Annotated in this window: 24 protein-coding genes; 20 read left to right on the top strand and 4 right to left on the bottom strand. The window is 71.8% G+C overall.

Going from position 1 to position 17,918, the window contains the following annotated elements:
• The first annotated feature begins 74 nt into the window (after positions 1-74).
• Complete coding sequence (locus ABD140_RS02755) at positions 75-2,045, top strand: hypothetical protein (RefSeq protein ID WP_344236296.1); 1,971 nt, start codon at positions 75-77, stop codon at positions 2,043-2,045.
• A 50-nt stretch (positions 2,046-2,095) separates the two neighbouring features.
• On the opposite strand, the gene ABD140_RS02750 is transcribed toward ABD140_RS02755, so the two are convergent.
• Positions 2,096-2,335, bottom strand: a complete 240-nt coding sequence (locus ABD140_RS02750; RefSeq protein ID WP_344236294.1) for a hypothetical protein — start codon at positions 2,333-2,335, stop codon at positions 2,096-2,098.
• A 40-nt stretch (positions 2,336-2,375) separates the two neighbouring features.
• Positions 2,376-2,867: a hypothetical protein gene (locus tag ABD140_RS02745; RefSeq protein ID WP_344236292.1), complete on the bottom strand. Its 492-nt coding sequence runs from the start codon at positions 2,865-2,867 to the stop codon at positions 2,376-2,378.
• A gap of 221 nt (positions 2,868-3,088) precedes the next feature.
• Here ABD140_RS02745 and ABD140_RS02740 point away from each other — a divergent pair, with 221 nt between their 5' ends.
• The 19 genes from ABD140_RS02740 (at position 3,089) to ABD140_RS02650 (ending at position 16,264) form a co-directional block, all read left to right on the top strand.
• The gene (locus ABD140_RS02740; RefSeq protein ID WP_344236290.1) at positions 3,089-3,310 is read left to right on the top strand and encodes a hypothetical protein; all 222 of its coding nucleotides are present in this window, start codon (positions 3,089-3,091) and stop codon (positions 3,308-3,310) included.
• A 2-nt stretch (positions 3,311-3,312) separates the two neighbouring features.
• Positions 3,313-3,945 (top strand): hypothetical protein, encoded by a 633-nt coding sequence (locus ABD140_RS02735; RefSeq protein ID WP_344236288.1) that lies wholly within the window; start codon positions 3,313-3,315, stop codon positions 3,943-3,945.
• On the top strand, positions 3,942-4,127 hold the full coding sequence (locus ABD140_RS02730) for a helix-turn-helix domain-containing protein (protein WP_344236286.1): 186 nt from the start codon (positions 3,942-3,944) through the stop codon (positions 4,125-4,127). The genes ABD140_RS02735 and ABD140_RS02730 overlap by 4 nt, the downstream gene beginning before the upstream one ends.
• Before the next feature lie 144 nt (positions 4,128-4,271).
• Positions 4,272-5,045 carry a peptidoglycan recognition protein family protein gene (locus ABD140_RS02725; protein ID WP_344236284.1) on the top strand — a complete coding sequence of 258 codons (774 nt, stop codon included), beginning with the start codon at positions 4,272-4,274 and terminating at the stop codon, positions 5,043-5,045.
• 22 nt (positions 5,046-5,067) lie between these two features.
• Positions 5,068-5,490, top strand: coding sequence for a hypothetical protein (locus ABD140_RS02720; RefSeq protein WP_344236282.1), 423 nt, complete (start codon positions 5,068-5,070; stop codon positions 5,488-5,490).
• A gap of 79 nt (positions 5,491-5,569) precedes the next feature.
• Positions 5,570-6,142, top strand: a complete 573-nt coding sequence (locus ABD140_RS02715; RefSeq protein ID WP_344236280.1) for a phage tail tube protein — start codon at positions 5,570-5,572, stop codon at positions 6,140-6,142.
• 114 nt (positions 6,143-6,256) lie between these two features.
• Complete coding sequence (locus ABD140_RS02710) at positions 6,257-6,544, top strand: hypothetical protein (RefSeq protein WP_344236278.1); 288 nt, start codon at positions 6,257-6,259, stop codon at positions 6,542-6,544.
• Positions 6,545-6,666: 122 nt separating this feature from the next.
• Positions 6,667-6,951 (top strand): hypothetical protein, encoded by a 285-nt coding sequence (locus tag ABD140_RS02705; RefSeq protein ID WP_344236276.1) that lies wholly within the window; start codon positions 6,667-6,669, stop codon positions 6,949-6,951.
• 25 nt (positions 6,952-6,976) lie between these two features.
• Complete coding sequence (locus ABD140_RS02700) at positions 6,977-7,627, top strand: hypothetical protein (RefSeq protein ID WP_344236274.1); 651 nt, start codon at positions 6,977-6,979, stop codon at positions 7,625-7,627.
• 9 nt (positions 7,628-7,636) lie between these two features.
• Entirely contained in the window at positions 7,637-8,872 is a 1,236-nt protein-coding gene (locus ABD140_RS02695; protein WP_344236272.1) for a phage tail protein, read from the top strand.
• Positions 8,869-9,666 carry a hypothetical protein gene (locus ABD140_RS02690; protein WP_344236270.1) on the top strand — a complete coding sequence of 266 codons (798 nt, stop codon included), beginning with the start codon at positions 8,869-8,871 and terminating at the stop codon, positions 9,664-9,666. Before ABD140_RS02695 ends, ABD140_RS02690 begins: the two co-directional genes overlap by 4 nt.
• A complete protein-coding gene (locus ABD140_RS02685) occupies positions 9,666-10,799 on the top strand; it encodes a hypothetical protein (protein ID WP_344236268.1) in 1,134 nt (377 codons plus the stop codon). Before ABD140_RS02690 ends, ABD140_RS02685 begins: the two co-directional genes overlap by 1 nt.
• Positions 10,796-11,035: a hypothetical protein gene (locus ABD140_RS02680; RefSeq protein WP_344236266.1), complete on the top strand. Its 240-nt coding sequence runs from the start codon at positions 10,796-10,798 to the stop codon at positions 11,033-11,035. Before ABD140_RS02685 ends, ABD140_RS02680 begins: the two co-directional genes overlap by 4 nt.
• A gap of 10 nt (positions 11,036-11,045) precedes the next feature.
• Positions 11,046-11,645, top strand: coding sequence for a hypothetical protein (locus ABD140_RS02675; protein WP_344236264.1), 600 nt, complete (start codon positions 11,046-11,048; stop codon positions 11,643-11,645).
• Positions 11,645-11,893 carry a hypothetical protein gene (locus ABD140_RS02670; RefSeq protein ID WP_344236262.1) on the top strand — a complete coding sequence of 83 codons (249 nt, stop codon included), beginning with the start codon at positions 11,645-11,647 and terminating at the stop codon, positions 11,891-11,893. The genes ABD140_RS02675 and ABD140_RS02670 overlap by 1 nt, the downstream gene beginning before the upstream one ends.
• 3 nt (positions 11,894-11,896) lie before the next feature.
• On the top strand, positions 11,897-12,919 hold the full coding sequence (locus tag ABD140_RS02665; protein WP_344236260.1) for a hypothetical protein: 1,023 nt from the start codon (positions 11,897-11,899) through the stop codon (positions 12,917-12,919).
• 12 nt (positions 12,920-12,931) lie between these two features.
• Positions 12,932-13,162, top strand: coding sequence for a hypothetical protein (locus ABD140_RS02660; protein ID WP_344236258.1), 231 nt, complete (start codon positions 12,932-12,934; stop codon positions 13,160-13,162).
• 146 nt (positions 13,163-13,308) lie between these two features.
• The gene (locus tag ABD140_RS02655; RefSeq protein ID WP_344236256.1) at positions 13,309-14,049 is read left to right on the top strand and encodes a hypothetical protein; all 741 of its coding nucleotides are present in this window, start codon (positions 13,309-13,311) and stop codon (positions 14,047-14,049) included.
• Positions 14,050-14,140: 91 nt separating this feature from the next.
• Entirely contained in the window at positions 14,141-16,264 is a 2,124-nt protein-coding gene (locus ABD140_RS02650) for an NB-ARC domain-containing protein (RefSeq protein WP_344236254.1), read from the top strand.
• Here the strand turns inward: ABD140_RS02650 and ABD140_RS02645 are convergent.
• Together ABD140_RS02645 and ABD140_RS02640 are read right to left on the bottom strand one after the other, a co-directional pair.
• Positions 16,213-16,707 (bottom strand): hypothetical protein, encoded by a 495-nt coding sequence (locus ABD140_RS02645; RefSeq protein ID WP_344236252.1) that lies wholly within the window; start codon positions 16,705-16,707, stop codon positions 16,213-16,215. The genes ABD140_RS02650 and ABD140_RS02645 overlap by 52 nt on opposite strands.
• Positions 16,704-17,858 (bottom strand): hypothetical protein, encoded by a 1,155-nt coding sequence (locus ABD140_RS02640; RefSeq protein WP_344236250.1) that lies wholly within the window; start codon positions 17,856-17,858, stop codon positions 16,704-16,706. The genes ABD140_RS02645 and ABD140_RS02640 overlap by 4 nt, the downstream gene beginning before the upstream one ends.
• Positions 17,859-17,918 lie beyond the last annotated feature (60 nt).

Here is a 17,918-nt window from a genome sequence, read left to right as displayed (position 1 = left end):
GGGTTGACCGGAGAGGCGGGAAGACGGATGGTGCGCTTAGCACATGAAGATGTTTCAGGTCACGGAGGTGGCGGGTGCTCCGGCGCATCACTGCTCTGCTCGTTCTCGCCGCGGCGAGCGTCCTCTTCCCGCCCGCGGTCTCGGCGGCGCCCGCCGGGGACCCCGCGGCCTGCGATCCGGTCGATCCGGCGGCCTGCCTGCTGCCCTTCCCCAACGACTGGTACACCGTGCCGGACGCGAGCACGGCGACGGGGCTGCGGGTGGACTTCGCCGAGACCGCGATGCCCCGCAACCGGCTGAGGAAGCACATCGACCCGGCGGAGTGGAACAGGAACGACGGCTTCTCCCCCGGTTCGATGGTGCTCGCCCGCGTTCCGGGGCTGGACCTCGGGGTGACGGGCGCGGCGCCCGTCACGGACATGGGACGCTCCCTGCTCGCCGACGCGCCGATCGTCCTCCTGGACACCGTCACCGGCGAGCGCTGGCCGTACTTCGCCGAGCTGGACGCCAACGCCTCCTCGCCCGACCGGCAGGCGCTCATCGTCCGCCCCGCGCGCAACCTCCTCGAAGGCCACCGGTACGTGGTGGCGCTGCGCGACCTGAAGGACGCCTCCGGAGCCGCCATCGAGCCCACCGACGTCTTCCGTACGCTGCTCGGCCCCACGCTCCCGGACGACGACCCGCTGCACGAGCGTCAGCGGGCCGCCCAGCGGGTCGTCGCCGACCTGGCGAAGCACGGCGTCGGCACCGACGGGCTCTACCTGGCCTGGGACTTCACCGTCGCCAGCGAGCGGAACCTGTCCGAGCGGATGCTGCACATCCGGGACGAGGCGTTCGGCGAACTCGGCGGCAGGAGCCCCGCGTTCCTCATCACCAAGGTCACCGACAATCCCGAGAGCGACCCCATCGCCCGCAGGGTGCGCGGCCAGCTGACCGTCCCCAGCTATCTGAACGTCTACGGCGGCCCGCCCGGATCCCGTTTCCGCCGCGGCGCCGACGGGCTCCCCTCCCGGCTGCCCGGCAACGTCCAGGTCACCGCGTTCCAGTGCGAGATCCCCCGGAGCGCCCTCACGGCCCCGGGCCGTGCCGCCCTGTACGGGCACGGCCTGCTGGGCACCGAGGAGGAGGTCGGCTCCGGCGCGGTCAAGGCGTTCGCCTCCGAACACGGCTTCGTCTTCTGCGCCACCAAATGGGCGGGCATGTCGAAGGACGACGTCGGCAACGCCGTCGTCTCCCTCGCCGATTTCAGCAACTTCCCGTCCATGGCCGACCGGATGCAGCAGGGCTTCCTCAACCAGCTCTGGCTGGGCCGCGCCATGACCACCGGCCTCCCGAAGCACAAGGCCTTCCAGAACGCCGACGGCTCCCCCGTCATCGACGCCTCCCACGGCCTGGGCTACTACGGCAACAGCCAGGGCGGCATCATGGGCGGCGCGCTCACCGCCGTCTCCACCGACATCCGCCGCGCCGTCCTGGGCGTCCCCGGCATGAACTACAGCACGCTCCTCAACCGCAGCGTCGACTTCACCCAGTACGCCACCGTGATGAACCTCGCCTACCCCGACGAGCTCGAACGGCAGCTCATCCTGGCGCTGGCCCAGATGCTCTGGGACCGGGGCGAGGCCAACGGCTACGCCCAGCACATGACCACCGACCCCCTCCCCGGCACCCCCGACCACCGCGTCCTGCTGCACGTGGCCTTCGGCGACCACCAGGTCTCCCCGCTCACCGCCGACGTCCAGGCCCGCACCATCGGCGCCCGTGTCCACCACCCCGCCGTGGCCCCCGACCGCCACCCCCACACCACCCCGTACTGGAACATCCCCGCCCTGGTCTCCCCCCACGAGGGCTCCGCCCTCGTCATCTGGGACAGCGGAACCCCCTACGGCCCCCTCACCAACACCCCGCCCACCGAGGGCCGCGACCCGCACTCCGACCCCCGCAAGTCCCCCGCCGCCCGCCTCCAGGCCGCCACCTTCCTCAAGACCGGCCAGGTCGTCGACGTCTGCCAAGGCACCCCCTGCACCGCCACGCCCGGCGGCTGAGCGCGGGCCGGTGCGGGTGCGCGCCGCCGGGCGGCGCGCACCCGCACCGGTCAGGACTCCGTCCGCGCGATGCGGTCCAGCACGGCGTCCAGTCTCAGCAGGTCCGGGTGGGTGGCGAAGACCGCGCCGACGGCCGCGCCGCAGGCCGCGCCGTCCAGCAGGTCTCCCACCGGCCCGCCGATCCAGTAGTGCCCGTGCCACCTGTCGGGGGCCGGGTCGGTGTGTTCTCCCGGCCGCAGGCAGCCCCGGACACGCCTCCACCACGACTTATTTTTCCTACTTTTACCCATGGCGGGAAAGGATAGGGCGACGAGGAGGCTGTCTCAAGGGTCAGGAATCGGTCGAGCGGGCGGCGAGCATGCCGCCGCGCTCGCCGATGATCCTCAGGGCGAGGCCCACCAGCACCTCCTTGTCCTCGGGTCCGCCCAGGTCGTAGGCGACCGCCACCAGGGAGCGCGCCTCGGCGTCGCCCAGCCGGAAGGTGCGCGGCCCGGCCCGTTCCGGCCGGGCCTGCTCCGGCGCCGTTTCCGCGGCGGGGTCGGGGGCCGGGCCCTCCCTACGGAGGTCCGCCTCCGTCCACTCGCCCGAGAGGACCCTGTCCAGGGCCCCTTCGGGAAGCGCGTAGGCCCGCTCCACGGCGGCCTTGGTGCGGGAGGCGAAGTTGACCCGGCGGCCGGACTCCAGATCGGTGAGGATGCGATAGCCGATGCCGTGGTCGCGGCTGAACGAGGTCAGCCGGTCAACACCCAGGTCGCGTATACGGCGGTCGCGCAGGGTCGTCCCCAGGCTCGCCCAGGGATGCTCGGGGCTGCTCATTGCCACGGTCGATGACTCTTTCCAGTTCAGGGTAAGGGCGGACGCCACAGTGCCGGTATCGATCGGTAACGTCAAGTAAGGGAGCGTGTCGCGAACGGCACTTGTCTACCGGAGCAAGGAAATAATCTCCATCTAGCCTTGCCACAGGAAGATCTTTTTCCTATATTTCCGATACAGGATTTTCCCTAGCCTGTAAGTTCCTAAAGATTCTTCCCCTGGAGCAAGACTTGAAATCCCAGCCCATCGACCTCGCGTCCCTGGCCGAAGCCCCGCTGGACGGGGTGCTGCTCGAGCTCAGCCGGGTGCGGCCCGGAGAGAACGGCCAGGTGCTGGCGCTGGCCGCGCTGGCCATCACCCGGGCCCTGCAGGACGTGGCCTGCGCGGTCCGCGAGAACGCGGCCGACGAAGTGGTGGTCCGCATCGCCGCGGCCGCCGGCCAGGAGCGGTGAGCATGCGCGAGTGCCCGGGACCCTGCAACGCCGCGCACCGGCGGAGGGCCTCCGGAGCCGCCGTCCCCGGCGAACCCGTCTGGTGCCGCCGGTGCCAGGCCCTGGTCCGTGCCCGGCTGCTGGAGCTGGACTCCGCGGCCGGGCTGCTGTCCGCGCTGCAGGGCGGACAGCGGGCGCGGCCGGGCGAGCGGGTGTCGGGGTCGCGGGGCCGACCCTCTCCCGCCCCCCACGTCGACGACCTCGACGAGCTCCTGAACACGCTCCTGAGCTGGGAGGACGCCTACCGGGAGCACCGCGCCCTGGCGCCCCGCCCGCGCCGGGGCCGGTTCGCGCCGACCCTGGCGGGCAGCATCGCGTGGCTCGCCGCCCACCTGGACGGACTGCTCGCCTTCGACGGCGCGGCCGACTTCGGCCGCGAGGTGCTGCGGCTGCACCGCAGGCTGGTCCGGCACACCCGAGGCGGCCGGCGGGCGGGCCGCGTCCGCATGCCCTGCCCCGGTTGCGACCTGAGGTCCCTGGAGCACGACGAGGAGAACGACGGCGTCCGCTGCCGCAACCAGCGGTGCAGGCGGATCTACACCGCCGAGGAGTACCGGATCCGGCTGGACGGGTCCGAAGGCGGCGGTGCCCGGTGACCGGCTCCTTCCTGCGCGTCGGCGAGGCCGCCGAGCTGGCCGGGGTCTCCCCCGCCGCCATCCGCAAGTGGGTCGGCCGGGGGATCCTCGCCGCCGTCAAGATCGACGGCCGGCTCTGGTTCCGCGAGCTGGACGTCCTGGAGGCCGAGCGCAGGACACGCGGCCGGGCTGGAAGACAGTAGTTTCCTAGATTTTCTGAGAAAAGGTTGCGTGGATGCCGAAGTTATGTCACGATAGGCATCGAAGTTGGTGAACTGCGCCCAGCACGAGCCCCCGGATCGGTGATCCGGGGGCTTTTGCGTGGACAGCCACGAAGGAGCACCCTGATGCCGATCAAGCTGGTACCGCGCACCGCGTGGGGAGCGCGCAAACCGAGCAGCGGGCTGACCGTGATCCGGTCCACCCGCGGCGTGAAGATCCACTACACGGGCTCCCGGGTGGATCCGAGGCTCGCCACCGAGCACAAGCGCTGCGTGGCCCTCGTCAAGACGATCCAGCGCGGTCACATGGACGCGAACGGCTGGAGCGACATCGGCTACTCGATGGCCGTCTGCCCGCACGGCCACGCGTTCGTCGGCCGCGGCCCGCACCGCCTGCCGGCCGCCAACGGCCCCGGCCTCAACCACGACCACTACGCCGTCCTCGGCCTCGTCGGGAACGCCGGCCTCACCGAGCCGACCGACGCCATGCTGCACGGCCTGCGCGACGCGATCGAGTACCTGCGCGAGCACGGCGACGCGGGCGGGGAGATCAAAGGCCACCGCGACGGCTACGCCACGAACTGCCCTGGGACACGGCTGTACGACTGGGTGGGCGCCGGGGCTCCACGCCCCGGATCGGTACAGCCGGAGGCCGGGCCGGAGCCGTCCCCCGCGGCTCCGGCCTGGCCCGGACGCCTTCTGCGCCACCCGCCCGTGACCCGCGGCGACGACGTGCGCCGCTGGCAGAAGCGCATGCACGAGCGCGGCTGGCCCATCACCGTCGACGGCGCCTACGGCCCCGCCTCGCGCGCCACCTGCCGCGCCTTCCAGAACGAACACGACCTCCCCGTCGACGGCGTCGTCGGGCCCATCACCTGGCGAGCCGCCTGGGAGAAATGACCACCTCACCCAAGGAGGACCCTTGAACGATCCCCCGAGCACCCTGCCCGACGTCGAGGTCCTCGTCGTCGACTTCCTCCAGGACGATCCCGCGCTGACCGGCGTGACGGTCACCAACGTGGTGCCGCCGGGGTTCGACGGCACCACGCCGGCCGTCCTGGTCTCCCGGATGGGCGGCGTCTGGATCGACGACCAGCGCCTGGACACCCCCATCGTCCAGCTGGAGTGCTACGGCCCCGACAAGCAGGCCGCCAACACCACCGCCATCGCGGCCCGCGTCCGGATGCTGCACATGATCGGTCTGGCCCTGCCCGTCACCGGCACCGCCACCGCCGTCATCGCCGACTGCATCGAGACCGACGGCCCCCGCTGGCTCCCCGACTACCTGCACTCGGCCGCAGACCGGTACGTGAGCTTCCACAAGCTCACGATCCGCCCGCTCTGACGGCCTTCTCCCCCGGGGCGCTCTCGCCCCTTCCCTCTGGGGCGCCTTCGCCCCGTTCCTTCTCTCTAGGAGATCAGTCATGGCTGGAAACAACGCAAACGAGATCCGCGTCGCCGGCACCGGTCGTGTCCTCGTCGCCCCGCTCAACACCGCCGTCCCGACCGACACCACCGCGCCGTGGGCGGCGGGCTGGAAGGACCTCGGCTTCACCGGCAACGACGGTGTGAAGTTCACCAAGAAGGACAAGATCGACCAGGTCGAGACCTGGCAGTCGACGAGCCCCGCGCGGCTCGTCTACTCCCAGCGCGACCTGACGGTCAAGTTCGGCCTCCTCCAGCTCAACGAGGACACCGTGCCGTTCTTCTTCGGCAGCGGCTCCGTCGAGGAGACCTCCACCTCCGGCACCTTCTCCTACGACCTGTCCACGCAGGCCGTCGCCGACGAGCGCATGCTCGGCATCGAGTTCACCGACGGCGCCGCCGTCAAGTACCGCTTCATCGTCCCCCGCGGCCAGGTCACCGACAACGAGGACCTGACCCTGGTCAACACCGCCGCCATCAAGCTGGCCGTCACCTACACCGCGCTGGCCCCGACCGACGGCTCCCCCCTGGCCACCTGGCTGATGACCGACCCGTCCTACGCCACGGCCTGACCTTTCGGGGGGATCCCGTCCCCGGGTTCCCCCCGGCCTGCCCGCGCGACCGTGTCCTCCGGCCCGGTCGCGCGGGCTTTTCACCCTCCGTTCCCCCCCTTCCAAGGAGTCCCCATGGCCTTCAACGTGAACGCCGCCCGCGCCCAGCGCCTCGAGGCCCTCGGCCGCGCCTGGGAGTTCGAGATCGACGGCGACACCTTCTCGCTGCCCACCGAGCTCCCCCGCCGCGTCACCAGGCAGCTCCAGGCCCTCGACGACAACGACATCGACGGCCTCCTCGCCCTCCTGCTCGGCAACACCCAGTACGACCGCTTCGCGGAGAAGGACCTCACCATCCAGGACGTCAACGCCATCCTCGAGGCCTACGGCCAGGAGACCGGCCTCACGGTGGGGGAAGGCTGAGCCTCGGCGCCCTCGTCGAGGAGCACGCCGAAGCCCTGGAAGCGGATTTCCTCCGCCACTACGGCGTCGACCTCCTCGACTGGCACCGAGGCAGCCTCTCCAGCCGCCGCCTCCGCGTCCTGGTGGAGCACCTCCCCCGCGACAGCGCCTTCGTCCGCGCCGCCTCGGGGGAAGCCGCCGAATGGTCCGTGACCGACTACCTCCTCGCCCTGGCCGTCGACCACCTCGCCATCGGCAACTGGCTCTTCACCACCGCCCACTCCGACTCCAGCCCGCCCGATCCCCCCGAACCGATTCCCCGCCCCGTCCTCACCGGTTCCGCCCAGAACGACGAAGAGGACGAGTGGAGCGAAAGCGACCCGCCCGTAACGACCTCCCAGGAACTGGCCGCTTTCTTCACTCACTGAATCACGGCGACATAGTGAGGCCATCATGTCCGAAAAAGAACTTGAGAAAAGGCTGGAAAGGCTCGAGCGAGGCGATACCACTCCCGGCGTCCACCTCAGGCTGGCCAAAATCGAGCAGGGCGCCCTTCCCAACGGCATCGACATCAGTGCCATGTGGCAGGAACATCTGACGAGCACCTACAAGGAGGGCCTTTCAAAACAGTTCGCCCCCCGCAGGCTCTGGGAGCTCATGCGAGCAGAGCAACTGGCGATGCGCGGCGAGATCAGCGGGCTCAAAGGAGAGATAAACGGAATCAAGGGCGAGATCACCGCGATCGCTCTCAGCCTCGGTCTCGCCAGCATGGACATCAAGATCATCAAGGCTGACTACGCGGTCTTCGACTTCTCCAAGCATCTGGAGAGGTTCAGCTACTTCGGCAGGGCAAAGGACCCCACCGTTCAGCGTGAAATTGCGCAGAAGAAGCTGAGGAAGGCCATCAAGCTCGACGAGGAAGCCGAGAGGACCGGTGACCCGAGAGCCCGCTTCGCGTCTCGGATGAAATTTGAAGACGCACAGAAGCATCTCGCGATCGCCAAAGAGCTGGAAGCCAAGTCACAAAAGGCAGAAAAAGCCCTCGCAGGCCTGGAGAACAGGGTCGATCGCGTGGAAAGAAAATTTCGCGGACTCATTTCGTAAGGAGGGGACATGACTCTCGCAAAAACTGCGGCGACGCTCGGCCGGGTCGCGGACGCCGCTCGAAGAACGGGGACCGCGCTCAAGAGCATGGACGCGCCGGCCACCAAGGCCAAACAGGAACTCGGGCAGGTCCAGAACAAGGCGAACCAGGCGGCCACCGCCACTGGCCGGATCAGGAGCCAGACCGACGGGGCCGCCTCGGGTTTCAAGAAGCTCGGGGACGAGTCCTCCAAGGCCGGGAAGTCGGTTTCCGATGCCGGTCGAAACGCCTCGACGGGAGGCGGGTTCTTCGGGCGGTTGAAGGGCGGGATCGACGGGGCCACGACGGCCACGCGCGGGTTGAACACCGCGATGAAGGCCAGTGCGATCGGGTTGCTGCTGGCGCTGCTGACGCCGCTCGTGGTGAAGATCATCGACATGGCGATGCAGTCGGAGACGATGCGGCGGATCGTGTCGAAGGTCTTCGAGACGATCGGCAGGGTCGTGAACACGGCGATGACCACCGCGCGTCGGGTGATCACTCAGGTGTGGGGGGCGATCGGGCCCTTCGTGAGCAAGGCGGTGCAGGGCATCCGCCGGGTCGTGACGACGGTGTTCCAGGGGATCGCCAAGGCCATCCGGACCTACGTGAACGTCTACCGGACCGTGGTGGTGACCGTCTTCCGGGCGGTCACGACGGCGGTGCGGACCGCGGTGAACGGGGTCCGGACGGTGATCAGGAACGTCTGGGGCAAGATCAAGGGCATCATCTCGCCCGTCGTCAACTGGATCCGGAACACGATCCCCAAGGCGTTCGACAAGGTCAAGGACGCCCTGGGCAAGGCCTGGGGCGGGCTGTCGAAGATCGCCAGTGCCGCGTTCAGCGGGATCCGGAACGTGATCAGGGAACCGATCAACGGGATCATCGGCCTGGTCAACAACGTGATCCGCAAGCTCAACGGGATCAAGATCAACCTTCCGGGCATCAAGTTCGGCGGCCTCAACCTGCCGACCATCCCGAAACTGGCCGAGGGCGGCATCGTGATGCCCCGGTCCGGCGGGAACCTGGCGCTCATCGGGGAGGCGGGAGAGGCCGAGGCCGTCATCCCGCTGTCGCGGCTCGGGGAGTTCGTGCGCGGCGGGGCCGTGCCGAACGTGCGGGTGTACATCGGTGACACCGAGCTGCGGGACATCGTGCGGGTCGAGGTCGACCGCAACAACACCGACCTGGCCAGAGAGCTCTACGTCGCGGGAGGGGTCCGATGACCACCACCATCACGGCGACGCCTCAGACGACGGCAGGCCAGGTCCTGCTGGAGGTGTCCACGGACAACGCCGCCGCGGCGGCCGTCACGGTCTACCGGTCGGGCGCGGACGGCGAACTGCAGAGCGTCCGCACCATGCGGGACCTGCCGCTGAACGACGGCCAGGCCGTCGCCGCCGACTTCGAGGCATGGCTGGAGGAGGACAACGTCTACCTGTGCCGGGTCCTCGATGCCGGCGGCGGCGTCCTGGAGGTCAGCGACCAGGTCACCGTGCGTCTGCCCTACCGGCGGACGTGGCTGCGCGACGTGTCGCACCCGTCGATGTCCACGCCGGTGCAGATCGTCTCGCTGCCCGAGCTGAACCGCGACATCTCCGCCGGCGTGCACTACGTCGTCGGGCGCCCCGACCCGGTGACCATCGCCGACGTGCGGCGCAGGGCGACCTTCACGCTCACGCTCATCACCTTCGACAGGCAGGAGACCGACGACCTGCGCAAGCTCCTCGGCAGCGCGCCGCACCTGCTGCTGCAGGGCGCCCCGGACGAGGGCGGCAACCTGTACTTCCTGGCGCAGTCCGTCAAGGAGGCGCGGGTCGGCCGCACCGCGTGGGAGGCCGCGCGCCGCTGGGAGCTGGCCTGCACCCAGGTCGCCGCCCCCGTCACCCCGCTGATCACCGAGGGCGGCGTCGGCTACGGCGACTGGCTCGGCGTGTACGAGGAGTACAGCGACGTGCTGGCCGCCTACGACTCCTACCTCATGTGGCTGCGGGACGTCCTGCCGGTCGGAGGCCCCTGATGTGGCCGACGGACGCGCTGTTCGGCGAGCTGATCCGCGGCCCGCACGAGATGACCGTCCGGGTCGAGCTGTGGCGCGGCACCCAGGTGAAGCTCAGCCACAACCTGGAGATCTCGGCCGGTGCGGTGACCCTCGACCGCAACACCGACGTCTACTCCTCCGCCGAGCTCACCGTGCAGCTCACGGAGAACGGCGGACTGCTGGGGGCCAACGCGATCAGCATCACCGACCTCAACGTGTACGGTCTGGTCATCCGGCCCTACCGGGGGGTGCGGCTGCCGGACGGCTCGTCGTCCGAGGTCCCTCTGGGGCACCTGCTGGTCGAGCACTTCAAGCGCTCCGCCGTCTCCACGGCCGTCACGGTGAAGGCCGGCGGGTACCGCTCCTACCTGCGGGACGCCAAGCTGCGCGAGCCGTTCGCGGCGGGCGGGCTCGTCGCCCGCAACGTCCTGCTCACCCTGATCCAGGGAGGGCTGCCCGCGGACTTCGGGGCGATCGCCTACGACGGCGCCGAGTGGAACGCGCTCGGCGCCGCCACGCTCCCCGAGGGCACCGTCTTCGAGTCCGACCGGCTCGCCGCCGTCGACGAGATCGCCACCTCGTTCGGCGTGGAGGTCTTCCCCGACCGGGAGGGCGTCTGGCGGTTCCGGCGGCTGGACGAGGTCGCCGAGCCCGTCTGGAACGTGGACACCGGGCCGGGCGGCGTCCAGCTGGAGGCGCAGGCCGGCCAGGACCGCAGCAGCGTCTGGAACGTGGTGGTCGCCCGCGGCGAGGCGTCCGAGGACTCCCCCGCCGCCCAGGCCGTCGCCGAGAACACCGACCCGAACAGCCCGACCTACGTCGGCGGCCCGTTCGGCGAGCGCGTCTGGGTCTACACCTCGGGCCTGCTCACCGACAACGCCAAGGCCCAGGCCGCGGCCGACCTGCTGCTGGCCCGGCACTCCCTGGCCGACACGGTCGTCGACTGCACCGCGGTCCCCCACCCGGGGCTCGACCCCGGCGACACCATCCGGGTGAGCATGCCGGACGGCACCGTCCGCGACTTCCAGCTCGACGCCGTCACCATCCCCCTCACGGTCGACGGCACCCTCGGCCTGGCCACCCGGCAGCGGACCCAGGAGGGGAGCGCATGAGCCTCGAGAGCTGGCAGGGACGCCGGGAGCTGACCCAGCGCCTGACCCGCGGCCGCGAGCCGCAGCGGCCGGTCACCGGCACCGTCACCGCGGTCGCCGCCGGCCTCGTCACCGTCACGCTGGGCGGCTCCCCCGTGCAGCTGCCCTACCTGTCCCACTACACGCCGGCCATGGGCGACACCGTCGTCCTGCTGTGGCTCGGCACGTCCGCCGCCGTCGTCATCGGCGCCTACTGAAGGAATCACCATGGGAAGCACCCCCAACTACTCGTGGCAGTACCCCGCCCTCACCGACCCGCCGAACGTCCCCCAGCACCTGCAGACCCTGGCCGACGCGACCGATGCGACGGTCAAGAACATCGACGTCCGACTCACCGCGGCCGAGGGGGCGATCGGCGGTATGTTCTCGCCGCCTTACGCCGCCCTGGCCAAGGTGGGTCCCCAGCCCATCGACCCGAACCTGTCCACCACCGTCTACTGGGACGAGGAGTACGCCGACACCGCGAACGGGCACGACGAGTTCACGGACAACGCGCGGTACACCGCCCAGCGCAGGGGACGCTACCTGTTCGTCGCCACGCTCTCCGGCACCCTCGCCGCCCCCGGCTACCTGCAGTTCACCTTCCGCGTGACCAACAACGACGGAGTCTTCACCGGCTGGGGAGCGGCGCTCAACGCCAACGCCGGCGACTTCGCGGTCAAGGCCGTCGAGTTCTCCTGGCTGAACGTCGGCGACTACGTCGAGCTCATCGCCTACCAGACCACGAACCAGACGATGTTCCTCAAGGGCAATGAGACCGCCCACGGCGGCTCCCAGTGGGCGATCAGCTGGATGGGCGACACCTGATGTTCGACGGCCTGATCCGCACCCTGGTGCCGGTGGCCGCGGGCGTGCTGATCGCCCGGGCCGCCGCGTACGGCCTGGAGCTGCCCGAGGCCCCGGTCACCGACCTGCTGACCGTGCTGGTCACGGGCGTCTACTACGCCCTGGCCCGGCTGCTGGAGCGGCGGGCGCCGCGGCTCGGCCGGGCGCTCGTCTCGGCGGGGCTGACCTCCCGCACCCCGGTCTACACCGCCGGGGACGGCGGGCCGTGACCGATGGAGGATCCTTACCGCTACCTGTTCTGCGACCTGCTGACCGACCGGCCGATCGCCGAGCTGGACCTCACCGAGGTCCGGTTCGAGCGCAGGATCGGCCGGCCCGGCCGGTTCCGGGCGGCGGTGCACCCGGCGGAGGAGGTCCGCCGGGTGCGGGCGGTCTTCCCGCCCGCCCACGCCGGGCCCGCCGCGGCCGGGCCGGGCCGGGTGGTCTGCCACGTGTACCGGGGCGGCGAGCCGTGGGGCTCCTACATCGTCTGGAGCTCCGTCTCCTCGGCCGATGCCCGCGGCGGGCCGCGGTTCGTGCTGTACGGGGCGTCTCTGGAGTCGTACCTGTACCGGCGGCTGGTCCGGCGCGGCCTCCGCTTCGACGGCGTCGACCAGATCGCCATCGCGCACGAGCTGATCGACGCGATGCAGGAGGCGCCGCACGAGGATCTCGGCCTGGTCCCGGTGGGAGCGCTCTCGGGCGTCCCGCGCACCAGGGCGTACGCCCCGGACCCGCCGGTCTCCTACGGCGAGTGCCTCGCCGAGCTCGCCGGGGCGCCCGGCGGCTTCGAATACCACATCAGCACCCGCGAGGACGGCGGCCGCCGGAGGCGGCGGTTCGTGACCGGGTATCCCCGGCTCGGCGACCCCGACGCCCCCTCCTGCGCGGAGTTCGCCTCCGGTGACGTCCTGGCCTGGTCCTACCGGGACGGCGCCACCGGAGCGAACCGCACCCGCGACGGCGAAGGCGCCTCGGAGGCGCGCGCGCACCTGCTGGCCGGATGGCCCGCGCTGGACCGCGTGATCGGGGACGGCCAACCGCGCGCCGTGAACGACCGGGCGTTGCGGCTCGCCGCACCGCTGGACGAACACCCGTCCCTGCACCCGGACCGGCTCGGCGAGCGCGTCCGGGTGCGCCTGGAAAGCATCTGGTGGGACCCCGGCCCCCGCTGGCGGATCGTCGGGATGGCGGTCACCGCGCGCACCGGCCGGGTCCTGCTTACCCTTGAGGAGGAAGAGCATGGGACCGTGTGAGGTGTCCCGGGCATGAGCGAGGGCTTCATGATCACCACGAGGGACATCTATGACAAGCTCATAGAGCTCGGCAGCAAGGTCGACGGCTCGCTCGCGGCCCACGAACGCATCCGCGAGCAGGTCATCGACCACGAGCAGCGGCTCCGCGCCACCGAACGCTGGCGCTACACCCTGCCCCTGTCCTTCCTGTTCGCCGCCCTGTCCACGGCGGTGAGCCTGCTGTCCTCGTTCGCCGCCGGATGACCCGTCCGCCGCGCGGACGCACCGAAGAGGCCGGATCCCGTCGGATCCGGCCTCTTCTTTCGTCTTTCCGCCGCGTGGCCGGCCTCCCTTTTCACCCGGTCCTCCGGACGTCGTTAGGCTTCTCGTGAGGCGTGGAGGAGGGGCTGATGAGCGAGCTGGTGATTCCGGGGCGGTTCAACGGGCCGGCGGGAAGCGGGAACGGCGGTTACGCCTCGGGGCTCTTCGCCGCGGCGGCGGGTCACTCCGGCTTTCCGAGGTCCGTCGTCACGCTTCGGCTTCCTCCTCCCCTGGACACCCCGCTGACGGTCGAACGGGGGGCTGAGGAGGCGCGTGTCCTGCACGGGGAAGACGTGATCGCCACCGTCACGCCGGGTGCGGACCCGATCCCCGCGGTGCCTCCCGTGCCGGTGGAGACCGCCGAGGCCTGCCATGCCCGCTACCAGGGGCACTCCTACCACCCGTTCCCGATGTGCTTCGTGTGCGGTTTGGGACGGCCCGCGCACGACGGGCTGGCCCTCACTCCCGGACCGCTGCCGGGCCGGCCCCGCGAGGTCGCCTGCACCTGGCTTCCCGACGCGTCTCTCGCCGGCCCCGACGGCGCGCTCGATCCCGTCTTCGTCTGGGCGGCCCTGGACTGCCCCAGCGGCTGGACCGACGACCTCGCCGCCCGGCCCCGCGTCCTGGGGCGCATGTCCGCCCAGGTCCACTCCCTGCCCGCCATCGGTGAGCGCCACGTCATCACCGCCTCCTCGGGCGAGCCGGAGGGGCGCAAGATCTTCAGCCGCTCCTCCCTGTACACCGAGGACGGCACCCTCCTCGCCGTCGCCTCCGCCACCTGGATCACCGTCCCCCACGGCGACTCCCCCGCGGGCCGACCGGCCGACTGACCGACCGGCTGACCGGCGGCCGGACCCTGGTCAGGATGCCGCAACCATGGTGGACTGAAAGAATCCCGCATAGAGATTCTCGAAAGTGGCCATGGATCCGAGCGAGAACGCCTTCCACGGCGACGTGTCCGGAGTGGTGGTGCAGGCCGGAACGGTGCACGGCGGCATCCACCTGCCGGCGCGTTCCCGGGTGCCGCCGCCGGCGCAGCTCCGTGCCCGTCCCTCCCATTTCACCAACCGGGTCTCCGAACTGGCGGAGCTCTCCGGCATCCGGGAGGCCGCCCCCGACGACGGGCCCCGGCTCATCGTGCTGACGGGTCCCGGCGGGGTCGGCAAGACCTCCCTCGGCCTGGCCTGGCTGCACCAGATCCGGGAGCAGTACCCCGACGGGCAGCTCTTCGCGGAGCTGCGGACCCCGGGTTCCGCCGAGCCGGTGCCGCCCTCCCTGCCGCTGGAGGCCTTCCTGCGCGCCCTCGGCACGCCGCCCGACCGGATCCCGCTGGACGTCGGCGAGCAGGCCGCGCTGTTCCGGTCGCTGACGTCCGGACGGAGGCTGCTCGTCCTGCTCGACGACGCGGCCACCGCCGCCCAGGTCCGTCCGCTCCTGCCCGGCCAGGGCCCCTCGATCGTGGTCGTCACCACCCGGCGCCGCCTTTCGGGGCTGGCCCTGGACGGCGCGTCCTTCGTGGCGGTCGGCTCGCTGGACGAGCCCGACGCCGTGGCGCTGCTGACCCGGATGCTCGGAGAGCGGCGCACCGGCGCCGAGCCCGAGGCCACCCGGAAGCTCGTCCAGCTGTGCGAACGGCTTCCCCTCGCCGTCTGTACCTCGGCGGCCCGGCTCAAGATCCGCGACCGCTGGCCGATCTCCCGGCTCGTCGCGGAACTGACCGACAAGCGCAGCCGGCTCACCGCGCTCAGCCACGACGACGCCGACTCCCTGCGCGCCACCTTCGACATCTCCCACGGGCACCTGACGGACGGTTCCGCACGGCTGTTCCGCCTGCTGGCGATCAGTCCGGAGCCGCGCTTCGACGCCGGAACCGCCGCGGCGCTCGACGGCGGCGGCACCACCGAGACCGGCGTCCGGCTCGAAGAGCTCACCGAAGCGCATCTGATCGTCGAGGAGAGGCCGGACGTCTACCGGTTCCACGAACTCCTGCGGCTCTACGCGGACGACCTGGTGGAGCTCTTCGAGGCCCCGGCGGACCGGGACGAGGCCTTCGACCGCCTTCTCCAGCACCGCGTCTCCGCGGCGGCGTCCGCCGACATCGTCGTCAACCCGGGACGCTGGCACCTGGCGGAGGCCTACACGCGGGTACCGCGGGACGCGTTTCCCAGCACGGTCGAAGCTCTCGACTGGCTCGAATCCGAACTTCCCGGGCTGCTCGCCCTGCAGCGCGCCGCGGCCGAACGGGGACGGCACGCGGCGGCCTGGCAGCTCCCCGAGACGCTGCGGAGCCTGTTCGGCCGCCGCAAGCACTACCGGTCCTGGCTGGACGTCTACACGATCGGCCTCGCCTCCGCCCGAAGCTGCGGTGACGCTCCCGCCCAGGCCAGGATGCTCGTCGGTCTCGGAGACGCGCGGCTCGAACTCCGCGAGCCCGCCGCCGCGGCCGAACACTACGAGGAAGCCGTCGAAGTCGCCCAGGAGGCGGGGCACGCCCTCGGCGAGGCCGCCGCGCTCGAAGGCCTGGGCCGCGCCCGGCTCACCGGCGGCCGTGCCGACGAGGCGGCCCGGAACTTCGCCGCGGCGCGCGCCGTCCACCTCTCCCTCGGACGGCACCGCGGTGTCGCGCTGATGACCGGCCGGCTCGGTGAGGCGCTCCACCGCCTCGGACGCAACGCCGAGGCCGCGGACCGCCTCTCCCTCGCGCACGCCTACTTCGCCGGGCGCGGCGACGACCACCACGAGGCACGGATCCTGCTGACCCTGGCCCGCGTCCGGCTGGCCCTCGCCGAGGACGGCCCGGCCCGCGCGGCGTTGGACCGGGCCCTGGACCGGGCCGCGCGGGCCGGAGCCGTCCTCCTCCAGGCCGACATCGAACTCGTGCTCGCCGACCTGGCGGCCCGCGCCGCCGACGCCTCCGCCAGACGCGGCCACCTGGAACGGGCCGCCGCGCTCCTCACCCGGATCGGCGCGGTCGGCCGGCATGACGCCATCGCTCAGCTCGCGGCCCTCGACGGCACCGGACCCGGCGGAGGCTCCCCCGCCTGACCCGCCGGCCCGACGGCCGTGAGCACGGCCGAGCGCAGGGCGTCCAGCGGCACGCCCGCGGTGAGCAGGGCGTGGGCGAACGAACCGCAGAGCCGGACCGGACCGCGCAGGGCGATCGCTCCGCCGTCCCTGCCCACGACGACGGCCTCCCCTCGCCGTCCCGGCGCCACCGTCAGGGCACGGCCCGGGAACCTCCGCTCGACCCGGTCCTCCGCACCGCGGCGGGTGACCAGCACGTCGGCGACGCAGGCCCAGCGCGCGTCGTCCGCCCATGCCACGAGGTGCTCGTCGAGGTGCTCGCGGCCAAGGGGCGGCGGAAGGATCGCGCGGCGGGCGAGCCCCGCCCGCAGGAGCACACGACCGCCGCCCGTGACGATCAGCGCGCCCGTCACCGTGCCGTCCCGTCCGGTCAGCAGTCGGACCGTCGTGAGCGCCGGCCTCATCGGAGGAGACCCGTTCCGATGGGCCGCGGCACGGCCGGCGCCGGGAACCGCGCCTCGCACTCCGGCTCGGGAAGGCCGATGAGCTCGTACATCGCCCGGCGGAGGAGCCGCGCGGACGCGCCGGGCCGGGACGTCAGCCGTTCCGGCATTCCCGGCACGGTCCTTCCGGCGAGGCGCGCGTCCGGCAGGAGCACCGCGGCGTCCGGGTCGAGCCGTGCCGCCTCCCGCCCCAGCAGCTCGCCCGGCTCACCCGGTACGACGTCCGTGTCCGGGAACGCCGCCAACGTGACGGGCAGGCCCAGGGCGGCCGCGTAGCAGGTGACGGAGCCGAAGTCGCCGACCACCTCGTCGGCGGCGACCAGCGCGGCCGACCACCCCTCCTCCGGCGGCAGCACCGCCAGTCCCGCCTGGAACGCGCCTTCCAGCCACGCCAGGACCTGGTGGCGGCCGTGCCACGCCCACACGGCCGGGTGCACGGCCATCACCACCCGGTGCGTCGCTTCGGGGAGCGCGGCGGCCAGCCGGGCGGGGAGGTCCGGGTGCCGGCCCAGGAGGCTCCGCGGCCCCCACGTCGAGGAGACCACCACGAGACGCCTGCCGGGCCGGACGCCGAGCGCCTCCCGGTAGGTCTCCCGCAGGCGCCCGCCGGCCAGCATCCGGTCCAGGGCCGGATCCCCGGTGACCCTGACGACCGGCGCGAGCTCGGGGCAGTACCGCAGCAGGCGGTCGCGGTGGCTGTCGCGCGCCGCCGCCAGCAGCGAGGGAATCACCCGGCCGCCGCCGACGAGGGTCTCCGGCCGCAGTCCCGCCGCCGGCCGCGCCGTGACGGGCCCGTGGCCCTCCCACTGCCGGCTCAGCATCGAGGGCCCCACCCCGTGCGGCACGATCACGACCGGCGCGTGGAGGGCCTCCAGTTCGCCGTACCCGGCGGCCACCGCCAGGTCGAACCGCGTGTTCACCGCCTGCGCCCACGGGATCCCCACCGCCCCGGAGCCCCGCAGGTGGCGGGCCGCGCCCTCGGCCAGCACCGCCGACGGCACCACCGTGCACACCACCTGCACCCGGTGGTCCCGCTCGATCAGCGTCAGCACGTCCGCCAGCCGGTTCACGGCCGTCAGGTGGTGGAAGACCACCAGGATCCGCTTCGCCACCGGTATCGTGGCGCCTCTCTCCGCGCCGGGCCCGAAAGGCCCCCGGCGCCAGCTCTCGCC

The sequence above is a fragment of the Actinocorallia libanotica genome (assembly GCF_039525175.1).
GTDB lineage: Bacteria > Actinomycetota > Actinomycetes > Streptosporangiales > Streptosporangiaceae > Actinocorallia > Actinocorallia libanotica.
Note: the sequence above shows the minus strand (reverse complement) of the source record. Positions and strands in the feature narration are given on the sequence as shown.